Source organism: Streptomyces sp. NPDC098789, from assembly GCF_044759975.1.
GTDB lineage: Bacteria > Actinomycetota > Actinomycetes > Streptomycetales > Streptomycetaceae > Streptomyces.
On record NZ_JBIWAJ010000015.1, the window covers coordinates 3,224 to 21,796 of the forward strand.

16 protein-coding genes are annotated in these 18,573 nt (G+C 71.8%); 7 read left to right on the plus strand and 9 right to left on the minus strand.

Translation table 11 applies throughout. The annotated features are described in order from the left end of the window. Positions 1-156: 156 nt before the first annotated feature. Complete coding sequence (gene fabI / locus ACIQWR_RS27105) at positions 157-936, minus strand: enoyl-ACP reductase FabI (RefSeq protein ID WP_399259101.1); 780 nt, start codon at positions 934-936, stop codon at positions 157-159. A gap of 5 nt (positions 937-941) precedes the next feature. Continuing rightward, the gene (gene fabG / locus ACIQWR_RS27110; RefSeq protein ID WP_404014562.1) at positions 942-1,661 is read right to left on the minus strand and encodes a 3-oxoacyl-[acyl-carrier-protein] reductase; all 720 of its coding nucleotides are present in this window, start codon (positions 1,659-1,661) and stop codon (positions 942-944) included. Positions 1,662-1,807: 146 nt separating this feature from the next. On the opposite strand from fabG, the gene ACIQWR_RS27115 reads away from it, so the two are divergent. Genes ACIQWR_RS27115 through tyrS form a run of 3 tightly spaced genes read left to right on the plus strand, consistent with a single transcriptional unit; the run spans position 1,808 to position 6,090 of the window. Further along, positions 1,808-3,370: a TldD/PmbA family protein gene (locus ACIQWR_RS27115; RefSeq protein ID WP_404014564.1), complete on the plus strand. Its 1,563-nt coding sequence runs from the start codon at positions 1,808-1,810 to the stop codon at positions 3,368-3,370. After that, positions 3,370-4,773 carry a metallopeptidase TldD-related protein gene (locus ACIQWR_RS27120; RefSeq protein ID WP_404014566.1) on the plus strand — a complete coding sequence of 468 codons (1,404 nt, stop codon included), beginning with the start codon at positions 3,370-3,372 and terminating at the stop codon, positions 4,771-4,773. The genes ACIQWR_RS27115 and ACIQWR_RS27120 overlap by 1 nt, the downstream gene beginning before the upstream one ends. A gap of 51 nt (positions 4,774-4,824) precedes the next feature. Next, entirely contained in the window at positions 4,825-6,090 is a 1,266-nt protein-coding gene (gene tyrS / locus ACIQWR_RS27125) for a tyrosine--tRNA ligase (RefSeq protein ID WP_404014569.1), read from the plus strand. A 114-nt stretch (positions 6,091-6,204) separates the two neighbouring features. Here tyrS and ACIQWR_RS27130 read toward each other — a convergent pair whose 3' ends face one another. After that, positions 6,205-6,483 (minus strand): GlsB/YeaQ/YmgE family stress response membrane protein, encoded by a 279-nt coding sequence (locus ACIQWR_RS27130; RefSeq protein ID WP_404014572.1) that lies wholly within the window; start codon positions 6,481-6,483, stop codon positions 6,205-6,207. A gap of 177 nt (positions 6,484-6,660) precedes the next feature. Between ACIQWR_RS27130 and ACIQWR_RS27135 the strand changes: the two genes are divergently transcribed. After that, entirely contained in the window at positions 6,661-6,993 is a 333-nt protein-coding gene (locus ACIQWR_RS27135) for a DUF3099 domain-containing protein (RefSeq protein WP_404014576.1), read from the plus strand. Between the two features lie 147 nt (positions 6,994-7,140). Beyond that, positions 7,141-7,383 (plus strand): hypothetical protein, encoded by a 243-nt coding sequence (locus tag ACIQWR_RS27140; protein ID WP_404014579.1) that lies wholly within the window; start codon positions 7,141-7,143, stop codon positions 7,381-7,383. 60 nt (positions 7,384-7,443) lie between these two features. Here ACIQWR_RS27140 and moaA read toward each other — a convergent pair whose 3' ends face one another. The 3 genes from moaA to ACIQWR_RS27155 form a co-directional block, all read right to left on the minus strand. Further along, positions 7,444-8,433 (minus strand): GTP 3',8-cyclase MoaA, encoded by a 990-nt coding sequence (moaA, locus tag ACIQWR_RS27145; protein WP_399259108.1) that lies wholly within the window; start codon positions 8,431-8,433, stop codon positions 7,444-7,446. Between the two features lie 239 nt (positions 8,434-8,672). Continuing rightward, complete coding sequence (locus ACIQWR_RS27150; protein WP_404014581.1) at positions 8,673-10,304, minus strand: cation acetate symporter; 1,632 nt, start codon at positions 10,302-10,304, stop codon at positions 8,673-8,675. Next, positions 10,301-10,672, minus strand: coding sequence for a DUF485 domain-containing protein (locus tag ACIQWR_RS27155; protein WP_404014583.1), 372 nt, complete (start codon positions 10,670-10,672; stop codon positions 10,301-10,303). Before ACIQWR_RS27155 ends, ACIQWR_RS27150 begins: the two co-directional genes overlap by 4 nt. A 287-nt stretch (positions 10,673-10,959) precedes the next feature. Here ACIQWR_RS27155 and ACIQWR_RS27160 point away from each other — a divergent pair, with 287 nt between their 5' ends. Next, a complete protein-coding gene (locus ACIQWR_RS27160; protein WP_404014586.1) occupies positions 10,960-12,504 on the plus strand; it encodes a S8 family peptidase in 1,545 nt (514 codons plus the stop codon). 148 nt (positions 12,505-12,652) lie between these two features. On the opposite strand, the gene ACIQWR_RS27165 is transcribed toward ACIQWR_RS27160, so the two are convergent. The 3 genes from ACIQWR_RS27165 to ACIQWR_RS27175 are packed head-to-tail and all read right to left on the minus strand — an operon-like array spanning position 12,653 to position 15,322. Beyond that, positions 12,653-13,696, minus strand: coding sequence for a zinc-dependent alcohol dehydrogenase family protein (locus ACIQWR_RS27165; protein WP_404014588.1), 1,044 nt, complete (start codon positions 13,694-13,696; stop codon positions 12,653-12,655). 46 nt (positions 13,697-13,742) lie between these two features. Then, on the minus strand, positions 13,743-14,414 hold the full coding sequence (locus ACIQWR_RS27170) for a lysoplasmalogenase (protein WP_404014591.1): 672 nt from the start codon (positions 14,412-14,414) through the stop codon (positions 13,743-13,745). An 11-nt stretch (positions 14,415-14,425) separates the two neighbouring features. Continuing rightward, the gene (locus tag ACIQWR_RS27175) at positions 14,426-15,322 is read right to left on the minus strand and encodes a sterol desaturase family protein (protein WP_404014594.1); all 897 of its coding nucleotides are present in this window, start codon (positions 15,320-15,322) and stop codon (positions 14,426-14,428) included. A gap of 143 nt (positions 15,323-15,465) precedes the next feature. Here ACIQWR_RS27175 and ACIQWR_RS27180 point away from each other — a divergent pair, with 143 nt between their 5' ends. After that, a complete protein-coding gene (locus ACIQWR_RS27180; RefSeq protein WP_404015040.1) occupies positions 15,466-18,546 on the plus strand; it encodes an NACHT domain-containing protein in 3,081 nt (1,026 codons plus the stop codon). The last annotated feature ends 27 nt before the right edge of the window (positions 18,547-18,573 follow it).

Below are 18,573 nucleotides of genomic sequence, written 5' to 3' on the forward strand. Positions count from 1 at the left end.
GACGCCGCGGGGGGGCCGCCATCGTCATGGCCTACCCCCCCCCCCCCGCCCGGGGGGCGGGGGCCCCCCCCCCCCCCCCGGGGGGGGGCCCCCCCCCCGGGGGGGGGGGCCCCCCCCCGCCGCCGTACGGACGCGGTGCGGGTGGGACCGGAAGGGTCAGGCACCCATCGCGTGCAGGCCGCCGTCCACGTGGACGATCTCGCCGGTGGTCTTCGGGAACCAGTCCGAGAGCAGGGCCACGACGCCCTTGCCCGCGGGCTCCGGGTCCGCCATGTTCCACTCCATCGGGGAGCGGTGGTTCCAGACGTCGGCCAGCTCCGAGAAGCCCGGGATGGACTTCGCGGCCATCGAGCCGATCGGGCCGGCCGAGACCAGGTTGCAGCGGATGTTCCGCTTGCCCAGGTCGCGGGCCATGTAGCGGCTGGTGGCCTCCAGCGCGGCCTTGGCCGGGCCCATCCAGTCGTACTGCGGCCAGGCGTACTGCGCGTCGAAGGTCAGGCCCACGACGGCGCCGCCGCCGTTCTCGCCCTCCGGGAAGAGCGGCAGGCAGGCCATGGTCAGCGACTTCAGCGAGAACGCCGAGACGTGCATGGCGGTCGCGACCGACTCGAAGGGGGTGTTCAGGAAGTTGCCGCCGAGGGCGTCCTGCGGCGCGAAGCCGATGGAGTGCACGACCCCGTCGAGGCCGCCGAGCTCCTCGCGGACCAGGTCCGCGAGGCGGGCCAGGTGCTCCTCGTTGGTGACGTCGAGCTCGATCACCTTGACGGGCTTGGGCAGCTTGCGGGCGATGCGCTCGGTCAGCGTCGGCCGCGGGAAGGCGGTGAGGATGACCTCGGCGCCCTGCTCCTGCGCGAGCTTCGCGGTGTGGAAGGCGATGGACGACTCCATCAGCACACCCGTGATCAGAATGCGCTTGCCGTCGAGAATTCCACTCATGGTGATCAGTGACCCATGCCCAATCCGCCGTCAACGGGAATGACGGCTCCAGTGATGTACGCGGCGGCGTCGGACGCCAGGAAGCTCACGGCGGCCGCGATCTCCTCGGGCTGCGCGTAGCGGCCCAGGGGGACCTGTCCGACGATGCCCGCGCGCTGCTCGTCGGTGAGCACCTTCGTCATGTCGGTGTCCACGAAGCCGGGGGCCACCACGTTGAAGGTGATGTTGCGGGAGCCCAGCTCGCGGGCGAGGGAGCGGGCGAAGCCGACCAGGGCCGCCTTGGAGGCGGCGTAGTTGGACTGGCCCGCGGAGCCCAGCAGGCCGACGACCGAGGAGATCAGGACGACGCGGCCCTTCTTGGCGCGCAGCATGCCGCGGTTGGACCGCTTCACCACGCGGAAGGTGCCGGTGAGGTTGGTGTCCACGACCGAGGCGAAGTCCTCCTCGGACATGCGCATCAGCAGCGTGTCCTTAGTGATGCCCGCGTTGGCCACGAGCACCTCGACGGCGCCGTGCTTCTCCTCGATCTCCTTGTAGGCCTGCTCCACCTGCTCCGAGTCGGTGATGTCGCAGCGGACCGCCAACACGCCCAGCTCGGCCAGGACCTCCGGCGGCTCGCCGGAGCGGTACGTGATCGCGACCTTGTCGCCGGCTTCGGCGAAGGCTCGGGCGATGGCGAGGCCGATGCCCCGGTTTCCTCCGGTGACGAGAACCGAGCGGCTCAACGGATCACCCTTTCGCTAGCAGTCTGGATACCTGAAAACCTATCGCTCGCAGATGGTTTCCAAAGAATCGGGCTCCGACAGGGCCTTGGGACGCCCTCTGTCGAGTCCCTACAGAAAGCGGTAGGCACCAGGGCCCCCGGCGCGACATGATCGAGGGGACCGATCCACACCACGGGAGGACATCCGTGCCCCATTCCATCGACGCGGCATTCGCCGCTCTGCCCTTGCGGGCGCTGGCCGACGCGGCCCTCGCCCGGGCCCGCGCGCTGGGCTCGGACCACGCCGACTTCCGGCTGGAGCGGATCCGCAGCGCCTCCTGGCGCCAGCGGGACGCCAAACCGTCGGGCGGATCCGACACCACGGACCTCGGCTACGCGGTCCGGGTCGTGCACGGGGGCAGCTGGGGCTTCGCCTCCGGGGTGGACCTCACGATGGACGGCGCCGCCAAGGTGGCCTCGCAGGCCGTGGCCATGGCGCAGCTGTCGGCCAAGGTGATCAAGGCGGCCGGTTCCGACGAGCGCGTGGAGCTCGCGGACGAGCCCGTGCACGCGGACCGCACCTGGATCTCGGCCTACGAGGTGAACCCCTTCGAGGTCCCCGACGAGGAGAAGGCGGCGCTGCTCGCCGACTTCAGCGCCCGGCTGCTGCGCGCCAAGGGCGTGGCGCACGTGGACGCCTCGCTGCTCGCGGTGCACGAGAACAAGTTCTACGCCGATACGTCCGGGACGGTCACCACGCAGCAGCGGGTCCGCATCCACCCGGAGCTCACGGCGGTGGCCGTGGACGGCGAGACCGGCGAGTTCGACTCCATGCGGACCATCGCCCCGCCCGTCGGGCGCGGCTGGGAGTACCTGACGGGCACCGGCTGGGACTGGGACTCCGAGCTGGAGCAGATCCCGGAGCTGCTGGCCGAGAAGATGCGGGCGCCGAGCGTGCGCGCCGGACGCTACGACCTGGTGGTCGACCCGTCGAACCTGTGGCTCACCATCCACGAGTCCATCGGGCACGCCACCGAGCTGGACCGGGCGCTGGGCTACGAGGCGGCGTACGCGGGGACCTCCTTCGCCACCTTCGACCAGCTGAACAAGCTGGCCTACGGCTCCTCGATCATGAACGTGACGGGCGACCGCACCGCACCCCACGGGCTGGCCACGATCGGCTACGACGACGAGGGCGTCGCGGCGCAGAGCTGGGACCTGGTCAAGGGCGGCACCCTGGTCGGCTACCAGCTGGACCGGCGGATCGCGAAGCTGACCGGGCTCGGTCGCTCCAACGGCTGCGCCTACGCGGACTCCCCCGGGCACGTGCCGGTGCAGCGGATGGCGAACGTCTCGCTCCAGCCGGATCCGGGCGGGCTCTCCACCGAGGACCTGATCGGCGGGGTGGAGCGCGGGATCTACGTGGTCGGCGACCGGTCCTGGTCGATCGACATGCAGCGGTACAACTTCCAGTTCACCGGACAGCGGTTCTTCCGGATCGAGAACGGCAAGCTGGCCGGTCAGCTGCGCGACGTCGCCTACCAGGCCACGACCACCGACTTCTGGGGCTCCATGGAGAAGGTCGGCGGCCCGCAGACCTACGTCCTGGGCGGCGCCTTCAACTGCGGCAAGGCCCAGCCGGGCCAGGCAGCGTCCGTCTCGCACGGCTGCCCCTCCGCGCTGTTCCGCGACGTGAACATCCTCAACACCACGCAGGAGGCCGGACGCTGATGTCGATCCGTACCAAGCCCCACGAGATCGTCGAGCGCGCGCTGGACCTGTCCACCGCCGACGGCTGCGTCGTCATCGCCGACGAGGAATCGAGCGCGAACCTGCGCTGGGCGGGCAACGCCCTGACCACGAACGGCGTCACCCGGGGCCGCACCCTCACGGTCATCGCCACGGTCGACGGCAAGGAGGGCACGGCCTCGGGGGTCGTCTCGCGCTCCGCCGTCACCGCCGACGAGCTGGAACCGCTGGTGCGGGCGGCCGAGGCCGCGGCCCGTGGCGCGGGTCCGGCCGAGGACGCCCAGCCGCTGGTGAGCGGCACCCCGGCCTCGCCGGACTTCACCGACGGGCCGGCCGAGACCTCCTCGGCGGTCTTCGCGGACTTCGCGCCGGCGCTGGGCGAGGCCTTCGCGCGGGCCCGCGCGGGCGGCCGCGCCCTGTACGGCTTCGCCCACCACACGATGGTCTCCACCTACGTGGGCACCTCGACGGGGCTGCGGCTGCGGCACGACCAGCCCAACGGCACCCTGGAGGTGAACGCGAAGTCCACCGCGGGCGCCGACGGCCGGCCGCGCTCGGCCTGGGCCGGCCGCTACACCCGGGACTTCAAGGACGTCGACCCGACGGCGCTGGACGCCGAGCTCGCCGTGCGCCTCGGCTGGGCCGAGCGGAAGATCGACCTGCCCGCGGGGCGGTACGAGACGCTGCTCCCGCCGACCGCCGTGGCCGACCTGCTGATCTACCAGATGTGGTCGGCGGCGGCCCGGGACGCGGCGGAGGGCCGGACCGTCTTCTCCAAGCCCGGCGGCGGCACCCGGGTCGGCGAGCGGCTCTCCGGGCTGCCGCTGACGCTGCGCAGCGACCCGAACGCGCCGGGCCTGGAGTCCGCGCCGTTCGTGATCGCGCACAGCTCGGGCGACGACGCCTCGGTCTTCGACAACGGCCTCCCGGTGCCGCCCACCGAGTGGATCAGCGGCGGCGAGCTGGCGCGGCTGACCACGACCCGGCACAGCGCGGCCCTGACCGGGCAGCCGACGGCCCCGGGCTTCGGGAACCTGATCCTGGACGCGGGCGGCGAGAAGTCCCTGGAGGAGATGGTGGCGGCCACCGAGCGGGGCCTGCTGCTGACCTGCCTCTGGTACATCCGCGAGGTGGACCCGGCGACGCTGCTGCTCACCGGGCTGACCCGGGACGGGGTCTACCTGGTGGAGGACGGCCAGGTCGTGGGCGAGGTCAACAACTTCCGCTTCAACGAGTCGCCGGTGGACCTGCTCTCGCGGGCCAGCGAGGCGGGGCGGACCGAGAAGACCCTGCCGCGCGAGTGGAACGACTACTTCACCCGGACCGCGATGCCCGCGCTGCGGATCCCGGACTTCAACATGAGCTCGGTCAGCCAGGGCGTCTGACCCACCTAGACTGACCAAGGAATTTTCGGACACAGAAGGAGTCGAGAGACCGTGACGGACATCGTCGACGAACTGAAGTGGCGCGGGCTCTTCGCCCAGTCCACCGACGAAGAAGCGCTGAGCAAGGCGTTCGCGGACGGTCCCGTCACCTTCTATTGCGGTTTCGACCCGACCGCGGCCTCCCTGCACGTGGGACACCTGGTGCAGGTGCTGACCGTACGCCGGCTCCAGCAGGCCGGTCACCGGCCGCTGGCGCTGGTCGGCGGGGCGACCGGGCAGATCGGCGACCCGCGGCCCACGGCCGAGCGCACGCTGAACGACCCGGAGACGGTCGCGAACTGGGTGGGCCGGCTGCGGACGCAGATCGAGCCGTTCCTGTCCTTCGAGGGCGAGAACGCCGCGGTCATGGTGAACAACCTGGACTGGACGGCGGGCCTGTCCGCCATCGAGTTCCTGCGGGACATCGGCAAGCACTTCCGCGTCAACAAGATGCTGACGAAGGACTCGGTCGCCCGGCGGCTGGAGTCCGACCAGGGCATCAGCTACACCGAGTTCAGCTACCAGCTGCTCCAGGGCATGGACTTCCTGGAGCTGTACCGGCGCTACGGCTGCACCCTCCAGCAGGGCGGCTCCGACCAGTGGGGCAACCTGACGGCCGGGCTCGACCTGATCCACCGGCTGGAGCCGCAGGCGCACGTCCACGCGCTGGCCACGCCGCTGATGGTGAAGGCGGACGGGACCAAGTTCGGCAAGTCCGAGAGCGGCGCCGTCTGGCTCGACCCGGAGATGACCACGCCGTACGCGTTCTACCAGTTCTGGCTGAACGTGGACGACCGCGACATCTCCACCTACATGCGGATCCTCTCCTTCAAGACCCGCGCGGAGCTGGAGGAGCTGGAGGCGCAGACCGCCGAGCGGCCGCAGGCGCGCGCCGCTCAGCGGGCGCTGGCCGAGGAGCTGACGACCCTGGTGCACGGCGCGGACCAGTGCGCCGGCGTGATCGCGGCGTCGAAGGCGCTGTTCGGCCAGGGCGAGCTGACGGACCTGGACGGGGCCACGTTGGCCGCGGCCCTGTCCGAGCTGCCGCACGCCCAGGTGGCCGAGCTCCCGCAGGTCGTCGACCTGCTCGTGGAGAGCGGTCTGGTCGCGAGCAGGTCGGCCGGTCGGCGCACGATCAAGGAGGGCGGGGCCTACGTGAACAACGTCAAGGTCACCGCCGAGGACGCGGTGCCCGCCGCGTCCGACCTGCTGCACGGGCGCTGGCTCGTGCTGCGCCGCGGCAAGAAGAACCTGGCCGCGGTCGAGGTCACGGGCTAGGCACCGGGCACGACGGCACGGCGCGGGGGCCGGTACGGACACGATCGTCCGTACCGGCCCCCGCGTCATGTTCCGGTCACGTGTCCTGTGGACGCGTCCCGGTGGCCGCGCCGCTCAGGTCATCTGCCGCTTGTTGCCACGGAACATCATGTAGACCATGTCGCCGAGACCGACGACCGCGACGGCTCCGGCCAGTTGCAGCAGGTGGCGGATCCAGTCGATGCCCCGGGTGTCGTGCACACCGATCCAGCCGGCGACGGCGTTGCCCAGGACGCCGCCGATGATGCCGAAGACGGTGGTCAGCCAGAGGGGCTGGTGCTGCTTGCCGGGCAGGATCGCCCGGGCTATGAGGCCCAGTACGAACCCGACGATGATCGCCCACAACCAATGCATGTCGCCTCCTCGTGGCGCGATGTGCGCATGTCAGCCCAGTCTCGGGCCGGCCCCTCGGGTCCGCATGTCGGGTGACTCCGTTCGGGCGACACCCGCCCTCCCCCGCGCTCGGGGCGCGGCGTACGGTGGAAGGGTCCGGACCGGGGAGTGTCCGGCGGGTGGATCGGGTGGTGGAACGTGCAGCGGAAGAAGCGGAACGGGGCCGAGGTCTTCCGGATCACCGGGGCGCGCAAGGGTCTCGCGGAGGACGTGCGGGGGCGCCAGCGCCGGTACGTGATTTCGATGGGGATCAGGACGCTGTCGGTGATCCTGACCGTGCTCCTGTGGGACGTGGAACGGCCTGTGGCGATCGTGACGCTGGTGCTGGGCGCACTGCTGCCGTACGTCGCCGTGGTCATCGCCAATGCGGGGCGCGAGTCGACGCCCTCGCTGCCCTCGCACTTCATGCCCGCGCCTGTGCACCCCGCACTGGAGCCGGGAAACCTCAATAAAAGCTCAGATCAATCATGAAGTTCCGGTGCACCGCACCGGGTCCTGCGTGACATACTGCCTACGCGCTCCGCATCCCCCGTCGGAGCGACGGACCGACGCCGGGCAGCTCCCCCCGTGGCTGCTCGGCGTCGCCCTTCCGTTCGTGTGGTTTGTAGGGTTGAGGCTGTGAACTCCCCTGATGCGAACGAAATCCCCACCTGTTCCGGCAAGGGCTGCCGCGACGCCGCCGTGTGGGTCCTGGCGTGGAACAACCCGAAGCTGCACGCGCCGGAGCGGCTCAAGACCTGGCTCTCCTGCGAGGCGCACCGAGAACACCTGAGCCAGTTCCTGGGGGTCCGCGGTTTCCTCAAGGACGTCGTGAAGTTCGAGGAGTGGGTACAGCCGGAGGGCTCGGAGCGGCAGTCCTGACGACCTCGCTCCGAGCCCTCCGTCGATCTTCCCGCGCGCTCCGGCCCGCTCCCGCTCCGGTCAGCCGCCGATGGCCGACATGGGGCGGTCGGGCTGGAGGAAGGTGGGGTCGTCCAGGCCGGATCCGGCCTTCTTGCCCCACATCGCGACCTTCCAGAGCCGGGCGATCTCCTCGTCCGGGGCGCCCGAGCGCAGGGCGGCGCGCAGGTCCGACTCCTCGGTGGCGAACAGGCACGTACGGACCTGGCCGTCGGCGGTGAGCCGGGTGCGGTCGCAGGCGCCGCAGAACGGCCGGGTCACGGAGGCGATGACGCCGACGGTGGCCGGGCCGCCGTCGACCACCCAGCGCTCGGCCGGGGCGGAGCCGCGTTCGTCGGCGCCCTCCTCGGTGAGCGTGAACCGGGTGCGCAGGGACTGGAGGATGTCACCGGCGGTGATCATTCCGTCGCGCTTCCAGCCGTGCTGGGCATCGAGCGGCATCTGCTCGATGAAGCGCATCTCGTACTCGTTCTCGACGGCCCAGGCCAGCAGGTCGGGAGCCTCGTCGTCATTGAGCCCGGGCATCAGGACGGCGTTGACCTTCACCGGGGTGAGGCCGGCCTCGCGGGCCGCGGCCATGCCCTCGATGACGTCCTTGTGCCGGTCGCGGCGGGTGAGGGTCTTGAAGACCTCGGGCCGCAGGGTGTCCAGGGAGACGTTCACCCGGTCCAGGCCGGCGGCCTTGAGGGCGGCGGCCGTGCGCTTGAGGCCGATGCCGTTGGTGGTGAGGGACATCTTGGGGCGCGGCTCCAGGGCCGCGCACTGCTCGACGATCCCGACGAGGCCGGGGCGGAGCAGCGGTTCGCCGCCGGTGAAGCGGACCTCGGTGATGCCGAGGCTGGTGACGGCGATGCGGACCAGCCGGACGATCTCGTCGTCGGTGAGCAGGTCCGGCTTGCCCAGCCACTGCAGTCCCTCTTCGGGCATGCAGTACGTGCAGCGCAGGTTGCACCGGTCGGTGAGCGAGACGCGCAGGTCAGTGGCCACGCGGCCGAAGGTGTCGATGAGCACTGTGGGCCCCCTCCCCTGTCCGGTCCTAGTAGAGGTCGACGCCACTTTCGATGGTGCGGGCGTCTTATTCGAGCCTACGCGACCCGTGTGCCGCGTAGGGGTGCCCAAAGGAACGAGACGTGACCCGGCCGTGTCGTAGGGAACTACGACACGGCCGGTTCGGTTCCTCGGCCCCTCTCACATGAGCGGGGTGTTCAGGGGCGGGGTGCTCACGGGTGGGGTGCCCCCGGGGTACGGCGTCAGTGCGCGCCGGTGCCGGTGAGGGACCGTACCTCCAGCTCCGCGAACTTCTGCGGGTCTGCGGGCTCCTTGGACAGCACGGTGCCGAGCCAGCCGAGGAGGAAGCCGAGCGGGATGGAGATGAGGCCCGGGTTCTCCAGCGGGAACCAGTGGAAGTCCACGCTCTTGAACATCGAGGTCTTGGGGTTTCCGGACACGACCGGGGAGAACAGCACCAGGACGACCGACGAGATCAGGCCACCGTAGATGGACCACAGCGCGCCCTGGGTGGTGAAGCGCTTCCAGAAGAGGCTGTAGAGGATCGTCGGGAGGTTCGCGGAGGCGGCGACCGCGAAGGCGAGGGCGACCAGACCGGCGACGTTCATGTCGCGGGCGAGGGCGCCGAGCAGGATGGCGGCCGCTCCGATGAAGACGGTGGACCAGCGCGCGGCCCGCATCTCCTCCTCCTCGGTGGCCTTCCCCTTGCGGATCACGTTCGCGTAGATGTCGTGCGCGAACGAGGAGGACGAGGCGAGGGTGAGGCCCGCGACCACGGCGAGGATGGTGGCGAAGGCGACCGCCGAGATCACGGCGAGCAGGACCGCGCCGCCGGTGGTGCCGACGCCGCCGCCCAGGTGCTCGGCGAGCTGCGGGGCGGCCGCGTTGCCCGCCGGGTTCGCCGCCTTGACCTCCTTGGGGCCGATGAGGGCCGCGGCGCCGAAGCCGAGCGCGATCGTCATCAGGTAGAAGGCGCCGATGATACCGATGGCCCAGTTCACGGACTTACGGGCGGCCTTCGCGGTGGGCACGGTGTAGAAGCGGATCAGGATGTGCGGCAGGCCCGCGGTGCCGAGGACCAGGGCGAGGCCGAGCGAGATGAAGTCCAGCTTGGAGGTGCCGTTCGCACCGTACTTCAGCCCGGGCTCCAGGAACTTCGCGCCCTTGCCGCTCTTCTCCGCGGCCGTCCCGAGCAGGTCGGAGACGTTGAAGTGGAACTTCCACAGCACCATGACGGTCATCAGCAGCGCGCCCGCGATGAGCAGCACGGCCTTGACCATCTGCACCCAGGTGGTGCCCTTCATGCCGCCGATGGTGACGTACACGATCATCAGGACGCCGACCAGGCCGACGATGAGGATCTTGCCGGCGTCGCCGGTGATGCCGAGGAGCAGTGAGACCAGGACGCCCGCGCCCGCCATCTGCGCGAGCAGGTAGAAGATCGAGACGACGATGGTGGAGACACCGGCGGCGGTGCGCACCGGGCGCTGGCGCATCCGGAAGGCGAGCACGTCGCCCATCGTGTAGCGGCCGGCGTTGCGCAGCGGCTCGGCGACGAGCAGCAGGGCGACCAGCCAGGCGACCAGGAAGCCGATGGAGTAGAGGAAGCCGTCGTAGCCGTAGAGCGCGATGGCTCCGGCGATGCCGAGGAAGGACGCGGCGGACATGTAGTCGCCGGAGACCGCGAGTCCGTTCTGGAAGGCGGTGAACTGGCGGCCGCCCGCGTAGAAGTCGGCGGCGCTGTTGGTCTGGCGGCCGGCCCAGACGGTGATGCCCAGCGTCGCGACGACGAAGAGCGCGAAGAGGGTGATGATCAGCGGCCGGTGCTCGGCGGTCGAGGCGGCGGCGAGCTGGATCACGGTGGGGCTGCTCATGCGTCGGCCTCCATGCGGGACTTGATGGCCTCGGCCTGGGGGTCGAGCTTCGTCGAGGCGTGCCGGGAGTAGAACCAGGCGATGAGGAAGGTGCTGAGGAACTGGGCGAGGCCGAAGACCAGGGCGACGTTGATGTTGCCGAAGAGCTTGGTCCCCATGAAGCCGCCCGCGTAGTTCGAGAGGAACACGAACAGCAGGTACCAGGTGATGAAGGCGATGGTGAGCGGGAACGCGAAGGAGTGGTGGGAGCGGCGCAGGGCCGCGAACTCGGCGCTCTGCTGCACCTGGACGAACGCTTCGGGCGTGGGGCCCGGGGAGAGCGCCCCGGGATCCGCGGCGTCGGGGGGCGGCGCTGCTTTCGAGGTCACGGGCGGCTCTCCTTGCGACGTGGGCGCGGTGGGGACGATGGACAAGACGACCTCCATGAGGGGGGCGGTGGTGCTGAGCCCCCCTGTCAACGGCACGGTCGGCGCGTCGGGACGGTTCAACAGCCGCTGAATCTTCGGAGAGTGGGCTTCCGGATCGGTTTCGCGGGGGACTGATTTCTCGAACTGATGGCGCGGACACGAACACCGGCGCTAGCTTCACCTGTCATGAACCCGTCGTAACGCGACCCGCGTCACGACGGCTTTTTCACGGATGATGTGGAGAACCCATGGCTCATCTGGGATCCGCCCGCAGGCGTGCGCTCGCCGTGCCGGTCGGCCTGCTGCTCACGGCCTCGCTCGCCCTCCTCCCCTCGGTCACGGCCTCCGCCGCGCCGCTGGAGCCGCTGTCGGTGTCGGTGTCGGCGGCCAAGTCCGCCGCCACGGGACCGGAGCTGTCGTACGTGGTGAACCTGACCACCTACGCGTCGGCCAAGGAGGCGAAGAAGGCCGTCGAGCGGGCCGGCGGCACGGTGGTGACGGCCTATGAGCAGATCGGGGTGGTCATCGCGCACTCCTCGAACCCCGACTTCGCCAAGACGCTGCGGACGCAGCGCGCTCTCGTGGTCTCGGTGGGCGCCACCCGTACGGCCCCGCTCAAGGCGGTCCAGACGGACGAGGAGGGCACCACCCAGAAGCTCAGCGCGGCGGACGCCGCCAAGGCGGCGGCGCAGGCAGCGCCGGGCGAGGAGCCGCTGGAGCCCAACCAGTGGGACCTGCGGGCGATCAAGGCCGACCAGGCTCACAAGATCAACGATGGCAGCCCGGACGTGACCGTGGGCGTCATCGACACGGGTGTCGACGACACCCACCCCGATCTGGCGGCCAACTTCTCGAAGTCGCAGTCGGCCAACTGCGTCGGCGGGATCGCCGACACCACCGACGGCGCCTGGCGCCCGTACGTCGACGGCAGCGACCACGGCACCCACGTGGCCGGAACGATCGCGGCCGCGCGCAACGGCATCGGCATCAGCGGGGTGGCGCCCGGCGTGAAGGTCGCCGCGATCAAGGTGGCCGAGCCCGGCACCAACCTGTTCTTCGCCGAGGCGGTGGTCTGCGGGTTCGTCTTCGCCGCCGAACACCACATCGCGGTGACGAACAACAGCTATTACATGGACCCCTGGTACTTCAACTGCAAGACGGACGACGACCAGAAGGCCCTCGTCGAGTCCCTCACCCGGGCGAGCCGCTACGCCGAGCGCAAGGGCACCCTGACGGTGGCCGCGGCGGGCAACGAGAACTGGGACCTGGCCGCGCCCTCGATCCTGGACGGCACCAGCCCCGACGACGCGACCCCCGTGCCGCGCACCGTCGACCCCAAGGTCTGCCCGTCCCTGCCCGCGCAGCTGCCGGGCGTGGTCACGGTGACGGCCACCGGTGACCAGGGCCTGCGCTCGTACTACTCCAGCTACGGGCTGGGCGTGGCCGACGTGAGCGCGCCGGGCGGCGACAAGTGGCAGCTCCCGGCCACCCCGGACGCCAACGGGCGGGTCCTGTCGACCCTGCCGGGCGGCGGCTACGGCTACAAGCAGGGCACCTCGATGGCCGCCCCGCACGTCGTGGGCGTCCTGGCGCTGCTCAAGAGCGCGCACCCGTGGGCCGCGCCCGCGCAGCTCCAGGCGCTGCTGAAGCTCCAGGCCGACAAGAAGGGCTGCCCGGACAAGATCTACGACGCGACCGGCGCCCTCGTGGACGCGGCCACCTGCACGAGCAAGTGGGGCCAGACGAGCTACTACGGCGCGGGCCAGGTCGACGCCCTCGACGCGGTGAAGTAGGCCGAGTAGGCGGAGTACGCGTAGCAACCGGGCAGGAGCCGGGTACGACGCGGGGGCCGGGCGGGGAAGTTCCCGCCCGGCCCCCGCGACACGTCAGGCCGTCAGGCCGTCAGGCCGTCAGGCCGTCAGGCCGTCAGCAGGCCCCCGATCAGGCCTTGATCATGACCTTGAGGGCGCTGCGGTCGTCCATCGCGCGGTAGCCGTCCGGCACCTCGTCCAGGGCCACGGTCCGGTCGAAGACGGGCGCCGGGTCGATGGTGCCGTTCAGCACGTCGGTGAGCAGCTCCGGGATGTAGGCGCGGACCGGGGCGACGCCGCCGCGCAGGGTGATGTTCCGGTCGAACATGACCCCGAGGTCCAGGCCCGTCCCACTGCCGTGCGGCACGCCGACGTAGCCGATGGCCCCGCCGTCGCGGGTGATGTTCACGGCGGTGCGCATGGACTGCTCGGTGCCGACGGCCTCGATGACCGCGTGCGCGCCCTGCCCGCCCGTGAGCTCGCGCACGGCCGCCTCGGCGGCCTCGCCGCGCTCGGCCACCACGTCGGTGGCCCCGAAGAGCTTCGCTATGTCGGTGCGGGCGGTGTGGCGGCCGAGCGCGATGATCCGGTCGGCGCCGAGGCGCTTGGCGGCCAGCACGCCGCACAGGCCGACCGCGCCGTCGCCGACGACGGCGACCGTGGAGCCCTTGCGGACGCCGGCGCCGAGGGCCGCGTGGTGTCCGGTGCCCATGACGTCGGAGAGGGCGAGCAGCCCGGTCAGGAGGTGCTCGTCGGAGGCGGCCTCGGCGGGCAGCTTCACCAGGGTGCCGTCGGCGTGCGGGACGCGGACGGCCTCGCCCTGGCCGCCGTCGAAGCCGACCGAGCCCCAGAAGCCGCCGTGCACGCAGGAGGTGTGCAGGCCCTCGACGCAGTAGTCGCAGGTGCCGTCGGACCACATGAAGGGGGCCACGACCAGGTCGCCCGCGCGCAGCCCGGAGACCGCGGAGCCGGTCTCCTCGACGATGCCGAGGAACTCGTGCCCGATGCGCTGGCCCGGCTGGCGCTTGGCCTCGCCGCGGTAGGCCCACAGGTCGCTGCCGCAGATGCAGGCGCGCAGCACACGCACGACGGCGTCTTCGGGCCGCTGGACCGCGGCGTCGGGCACCTCCTCCACGCGGATGTCGTGCGGGGCATGGATGACGGTGGCGCGCATGGTGCGGTCCTTCGGTGACTTCAGGGGATCAGAGTGGCCGAGGCGGTCAGACTGGTACGACTTCCCTACGGTACGCCCGGTCGTCCGCGAGGGCTCCCGCGGCCAGCAGGTACTGGGCCGCCGCGTAGGTCGCCATGACCCAGAAGTCGGGCCGGGGCAGCTGCGGCCAGTCCGCGACCCCGGTCGCGATGAGCGTGTCGGAGAGCAGGAACAGCGCCCCGCCGAGCCCGGCCCGCCACCCCAGCGCCCCGGACCGCCAGGCCATCGCGGTCAGCAGCAGGCTGTATCCGGCGACCGGGATCCGCAGGTCGGCCGGGAGGTCCCCCCAGAGCAGGGACACGGTCCCCAGGAGCGCGCCCGCGTACGCGGCCCCGGCGAGCGGGGAGGCCGGGCGCCGCCCGAAGAGCGCCAGGTAGCACAGGTGCCCGACGGCGAAGGAGCCCATGCCGACGAGGAAGGCGGGGTCCGCGTCGGAGAGCAGGGCGAGGTCCCCGCCCCACCCGAAGAACAGCGCGGCGACCAGCGCCCGGGGCGCGCCGCGGGTGAGCGCGTAGCCGATGAGCAGGGGCATCAGCAGGGGCTTGAAGACCAGGTGCCCGGTGTCCCAGCCCGCGAGCAGGGAGGCGAGGTCGGCGGCGGTGGCGACGCCGAAGCCGACGAGCGCGGCGGATCCGAGGGCGGTGGGCCCGGCGGCGGCTCCGGTGCGGGGGGCGCTCACGCGGGGGGCGCTCACGCGGCGGGCCCGGCGGGGGCGGGGGCCTGGGCGGCGGCCGGCGCGGGGGCCGGGGCGGCGGTCGGGGCGGGCTGCCAGCCCGGGCCGCGGAAGACCCGCCCCGCGCGCTCGCGCCAGCTGGTGGCGGCCCGTACGTCCCGGGCGATGGCGGCGTACTCGTGCGTGGCCACGCGCAGCGGGTTGTAGGTCGCGATGTTCTTGGTCAGGCCGAACTCGGGCCGCTCGGTCTCCCCCACCCACGAGCCGAAGATCCGGTCCCAGAGGATCAGGATGCCGGCGAAGTTGCGGTCCAGGTAGCCGCCCTGGGAGGCGTGGTGGACGCGGTGGTGGGAGGGGGTGTTGAAGACGTACTCGATCGGCCGGGGCAGCTTGTCGATGCGCTCGGTGTGGATCCAGAACTGGTAGACGAGGTTGATCGAATAGCAGAAGGCGACGGCCGCCGGGTGCACGCCGAGCACGATCATCGGCAGGTAGAACGGCCAGGAGGTCCAGCTGGTCCAGGGCTGGCGCAGTGCGGTGGTGAGGTTGAACTTGCGGCTGCTGTGGTGCACCACGTGGCAGGCCCACAGGACGCGGATGACGTGGTGGCCGCGGTGCTGCCAGTAGTAGAGGAAGTCCTGCACGAGCAGCATGAGCGGCACGGTCCACCACAGGACGGGCACGCGCAGCGGGGTCAACTCGTAGACCGCCGCGTAGATCAGGGCGATCGGGATCTTCCAGACGAAGTCGAAGGCGAGGCTGCCGATCCCCATGCCGAGGCTGGTGACGGCGTCCTTGGTCGCGTACCCGGCGGCGTCCTCGTCGGGATGGAAGCGGTAGCTCACCAGCTCCACCACGGTGAGCAGCACGAAGGCAGGTATGGACCACAGCACGACATCGGGCAGGTTCGGCATGCCCGCACCATAGAGGCGCGTTCCACCGGCCCGCTAGATGTTGTTACCGATCGGTATCCATCGGTGTTACCGACGGTACCGGCGATACTGTCCGACCGGGGCGGGGAGGCCATGTGAGCGGGTTAGAGCCGGTTGTCTTGAAAGTGGCGGGAACGGCGCTGGGCGCGCTCGTCAAAGCACTCTTGGCACGGGCTCCGGGGGCGGGCACCACCGCCGACCCGGCCCGCCCGGCCCCGCGCTGGCGCCGCCCGGTGGAACTGGGCGAGGCGGAGCTGGCCCACCTCGCCGCCACCCTCGCCGGGCGCCTGCACACCCCCCTGTCCCGGCTCCCCGAGCACGAGCGCCTCGCCGCGCTGGACGCCGTACAGGACGCCTTCGCCGGGCTCGGCGCGCTGGACCCGGACGCCCTCTTCGCCCTGGACCTCGACCCGGACCGGCTCGCCCGGGCCCTGCCGGGCCCGCCGCCGGGCCTGGGCGACGCGGCGCGGGCGCTCTACGGGGAGCTGCTGGAGCTGTGCTGCCGCCACGCCGTCGAGCACGTCACCACGCTGCCGGCCTTCGGCGCCCGCGCGGACCTGGAGGTGATCCGGCGCACCGGGGACCTCGGGCGCGCCCTGGAAGTCGTACGGGAACGGCTGGGTCCCGCGCCCGGATCGGCGGCCGCGGACTTCGAGGAGCGGTACGCGACCTACATCGCCGCGACCCACGGGCGCCTGGAGCTGTACGGGCTGACCTTCAGCCACTCCCCCCAGGAATGGCCGCTGGACCTCGCCTACATCAGCCTCTCGGTCAGCGGCGAGCAGCCGTACGAGGAGCTGGGGCGCCAGGCGGTGACCGCGGTCGAGACGGCGCTCGGCGGCTCCGGGCGCGTCCTGCTGCGCGGGCCCGCCGGCTCGGGCAAGAGCACCCTGGTCCAGTGGCTGGCGCTGAACTCGGCCCGCCGCAGCTTCGGCCCGGAGCTGCGCGAGCTGGACTCCTACGTGCCGTTCGTGCTGCGGCTGCGCTCCTTCACCCAGCGCGACGCGCTGCCGATGCCGGAGGAGTTCCTGCGCGCCTGCGGGATACCGCTCCACGGGGAGGCGCCGCCCGGCTGGGTCAGCTCGGTGCTGCGCGCCGGACGGGCCCTGGTCCTGATCGACGGGGTCGACGAGGTGCCGCAGCGGCTGCGCAACCGGACCGAGGCGTGGATCTCGTCGCTGGTCGACGCCTACCCCGACGCCCGCTACATCGTCACCACCAGGCCCTCCGCGGTGCGTGACGACTGGCTCTCGGGCCACGCCTTCGCGCCGGTGTCCCTGCTGCCGATGGAACGCAAGGACGTCCAGGCGTTCCTGGCGCACTGGCACGACGCGGCGCGCGCGGAGTGCGGATCCGCCGAGGACCGGGCCGAACTGGACCGCTACGAGAACTCCCTCGGCCAGGCGGTCCGGCTGCGCCGGGACCTCGGCAGGCTCGCCACCAACCCCCTGATGTGCGCGCTGCTGTGCGCGCTGAACCGGGACCGGCACATGCACCTGCCGCGCGCCCGCAAGGAGTTGTACGACGCCGCCCTCGACATGCTGCTCGTGCGCCGGGACAGCGAGCGGGAGATCATCGGCGTCGAGGGGGTCTACCTCACCCGCGACGAACAGACCCTGCTGCTCCAGCGGCTCGCCTACTGGCTGATCCGCAACGGACAGGTCGAGGCGGACTGCGACGAGGCCGTGGAGATGGTCGACGAGTGGCTGGACGCCATGCCGCAGGCCCGGGCCCAGGGCAGCGCCCGGCAGGTCTTCCGGCACCTGCTGATCCGCAGCGGGCTGCTCCGCGAGCCGGTCCCGGGCTCGGTGCACTTCGTCCACCGCACCTTCCGCGACTACCTGGGCGCCAAGGCGGCCGTCGAGGCCCGGGACTTCGGGGTCCTGGTGCGCAACGCCCACGAGGACGACTGGTACGACGTCATCCGGATGGCCGTCGGTCACGCCCGCCCCGACGAACGGGCCCGGCTGCTGCGGCAGTTGCTGCGCCGGGCCGAGCGGGTCAAGCGGGACAGCAGCCGGCTGGTGCTGCTCGCGGCCGCCTGCCTGGAGCACGCCCCCGAGCTGGACCCCGAGGTGTGGCGGGAGGTGGAGACCCGCACCGCGCACCTGCTGCCCCCGCATTCGGTGGGGCAGGCCGAGGAGTTGGCGAAGGCGGGCGAACTGGTCCTGGAGCTGCTGCCGGAGCCCGCGGACCTCACCGAGGCCGAGGCGGCCGCGACCATCCGCACCGCGGCCCTGGTGGGCGGGGACCGGGCGCTCCAGGTCATCGCCGGCTTCCGGCGGGACGACCGCTACGAGGTGAGCCACGAGATCTGCGGCTCGTGGGGCCTGTTCCCCACCGAGGACTTCGCGGACGCGGTGCTGGCCGACGCCCCCGTGCGCAGCGCGCACCTGCACGTCAGCACCCCCGAACAACTGGCCGCCCTCGAACGGCTCCCGCACATCCGGCGGCTCCACCTCACCTGGGACCAGGGGGTGCCGCCGGCCGTCACCGCCCGCCGGGACCTGGAGTGGCTGGTCCTCCAGCGCAACCCCGGGCTGACCGGCCTGGCGGAGCTGACGGACCTGCGCGCGCTGCGCCACCTGGGGGTGTACGACTGCCCGAACCTCGACGGCATCGAGGCGGTCGCCGAACTCGCGGCGGACAGCCTCGCCTTCGGGTACCTGCGGGACGGGCTCTCGCTGGCCCCGCTGGCCGAGGTCCCCGGGCTGCGTTCGCTCGTCATCGGGTACGAGCCGCTGGAGCGCCGGATCGGGGACGTCCCCGCCGCCGGGACCCTGACCTCGCTGTCGCTGTGGCAGGGCGCGCGCGGGCTGACCCTGGACGGGATCGACCGCTGGCCCGGGGTGGAGACCCTGACGATCGCCGGGCCCTGGCAGTACCGGCAGTTGGTCTCCCGGCTGCTGCTGGGCGGGCTGCGGAGCCTGGAGGTCCGGCACACCGCGCCGGTGTCGATCGGCGCCCTCACGCCGTACCGGTGGCTGACCGCGCTGCACCTGCGCCGCTGCGGGATCGAGGGGACGCTGGAGGCGTTCGCCGCCTTCCCCGCGCTGCGGCGCCTGACGCTGACCGAGTGCGTCGGCCCGGTCGACCTGTCCCCGCTCGCGGCCCTGGACGGGCTGATGGTGGAGCTGGACCGGCGCACCGCCTTCACGGGGGCGGAGCGGATCCCGCCCGAGCGGCTGACGTACGTGGGGAACTGAGCCCCCGCCGGGCGGCCCGGGTCCGGT

Bases quoted from the DNA above. Each gene is read 5' to 3' on its own strand.
- ACIQWR_RS27175 (WP_404014594.1), bottom strand. From the start codon at position 15,322: ATGCCGAACCTGCCCGATGTCGTGCTGTGGTCCATACCTGCCTTCGTG.
- fabI (WP_399259101.1), bottom strand. From the start codon at position 936: ATGAGTGGAATTCTCGACGGCAAGCGCATTCTGATCACGGGTGTGCTG.
- ACIQWR_RS27160 (WP_404014586.1), top strand. From the start codon at position 10,960: ATGGCTCATCTGGGATCCGCCCGCAGGCGTGCGCTCGCCGTGCCGGTC.
- ACIQWR_RS27130 (WP_404014572.1), bottom strand. From the start codon at position 6,483: ATGCATTGGTTGTGGGCGATCATCGTCGGGTTCGTACTGGGCCTCATA.
- ACIQWR_RS27165 (WP_404014588.1), bottom strand. From the start codon at position 13,696: ATGCGCGCCACCGTCATCCATGCCCCGCACGACATCCGCGTGGAGGAG.
- ACIQWR_RS27120 (WP_404014566.1), top strand. From the start codon at position 3,370: ATGTCGATCCGTACCAAGCCCCACGAGATCGTCGAGCGCGCGCTGGAC.
- ACIQWR_RS27150 (WP_404014581.1), bottom strand. From the start codon at position 10,304: ATGAGCAGCCCCACCGTGATCCAGCTCGCCGCCGCCTCGACCGCCGAG.
- ACIQWR_RS27115 (WP_404014564.1), top strand. From the start codon at position 1,808: ATGATCGAGGGGACCGATCCACACCACGGGAGGACATCCGTGCCCCAT.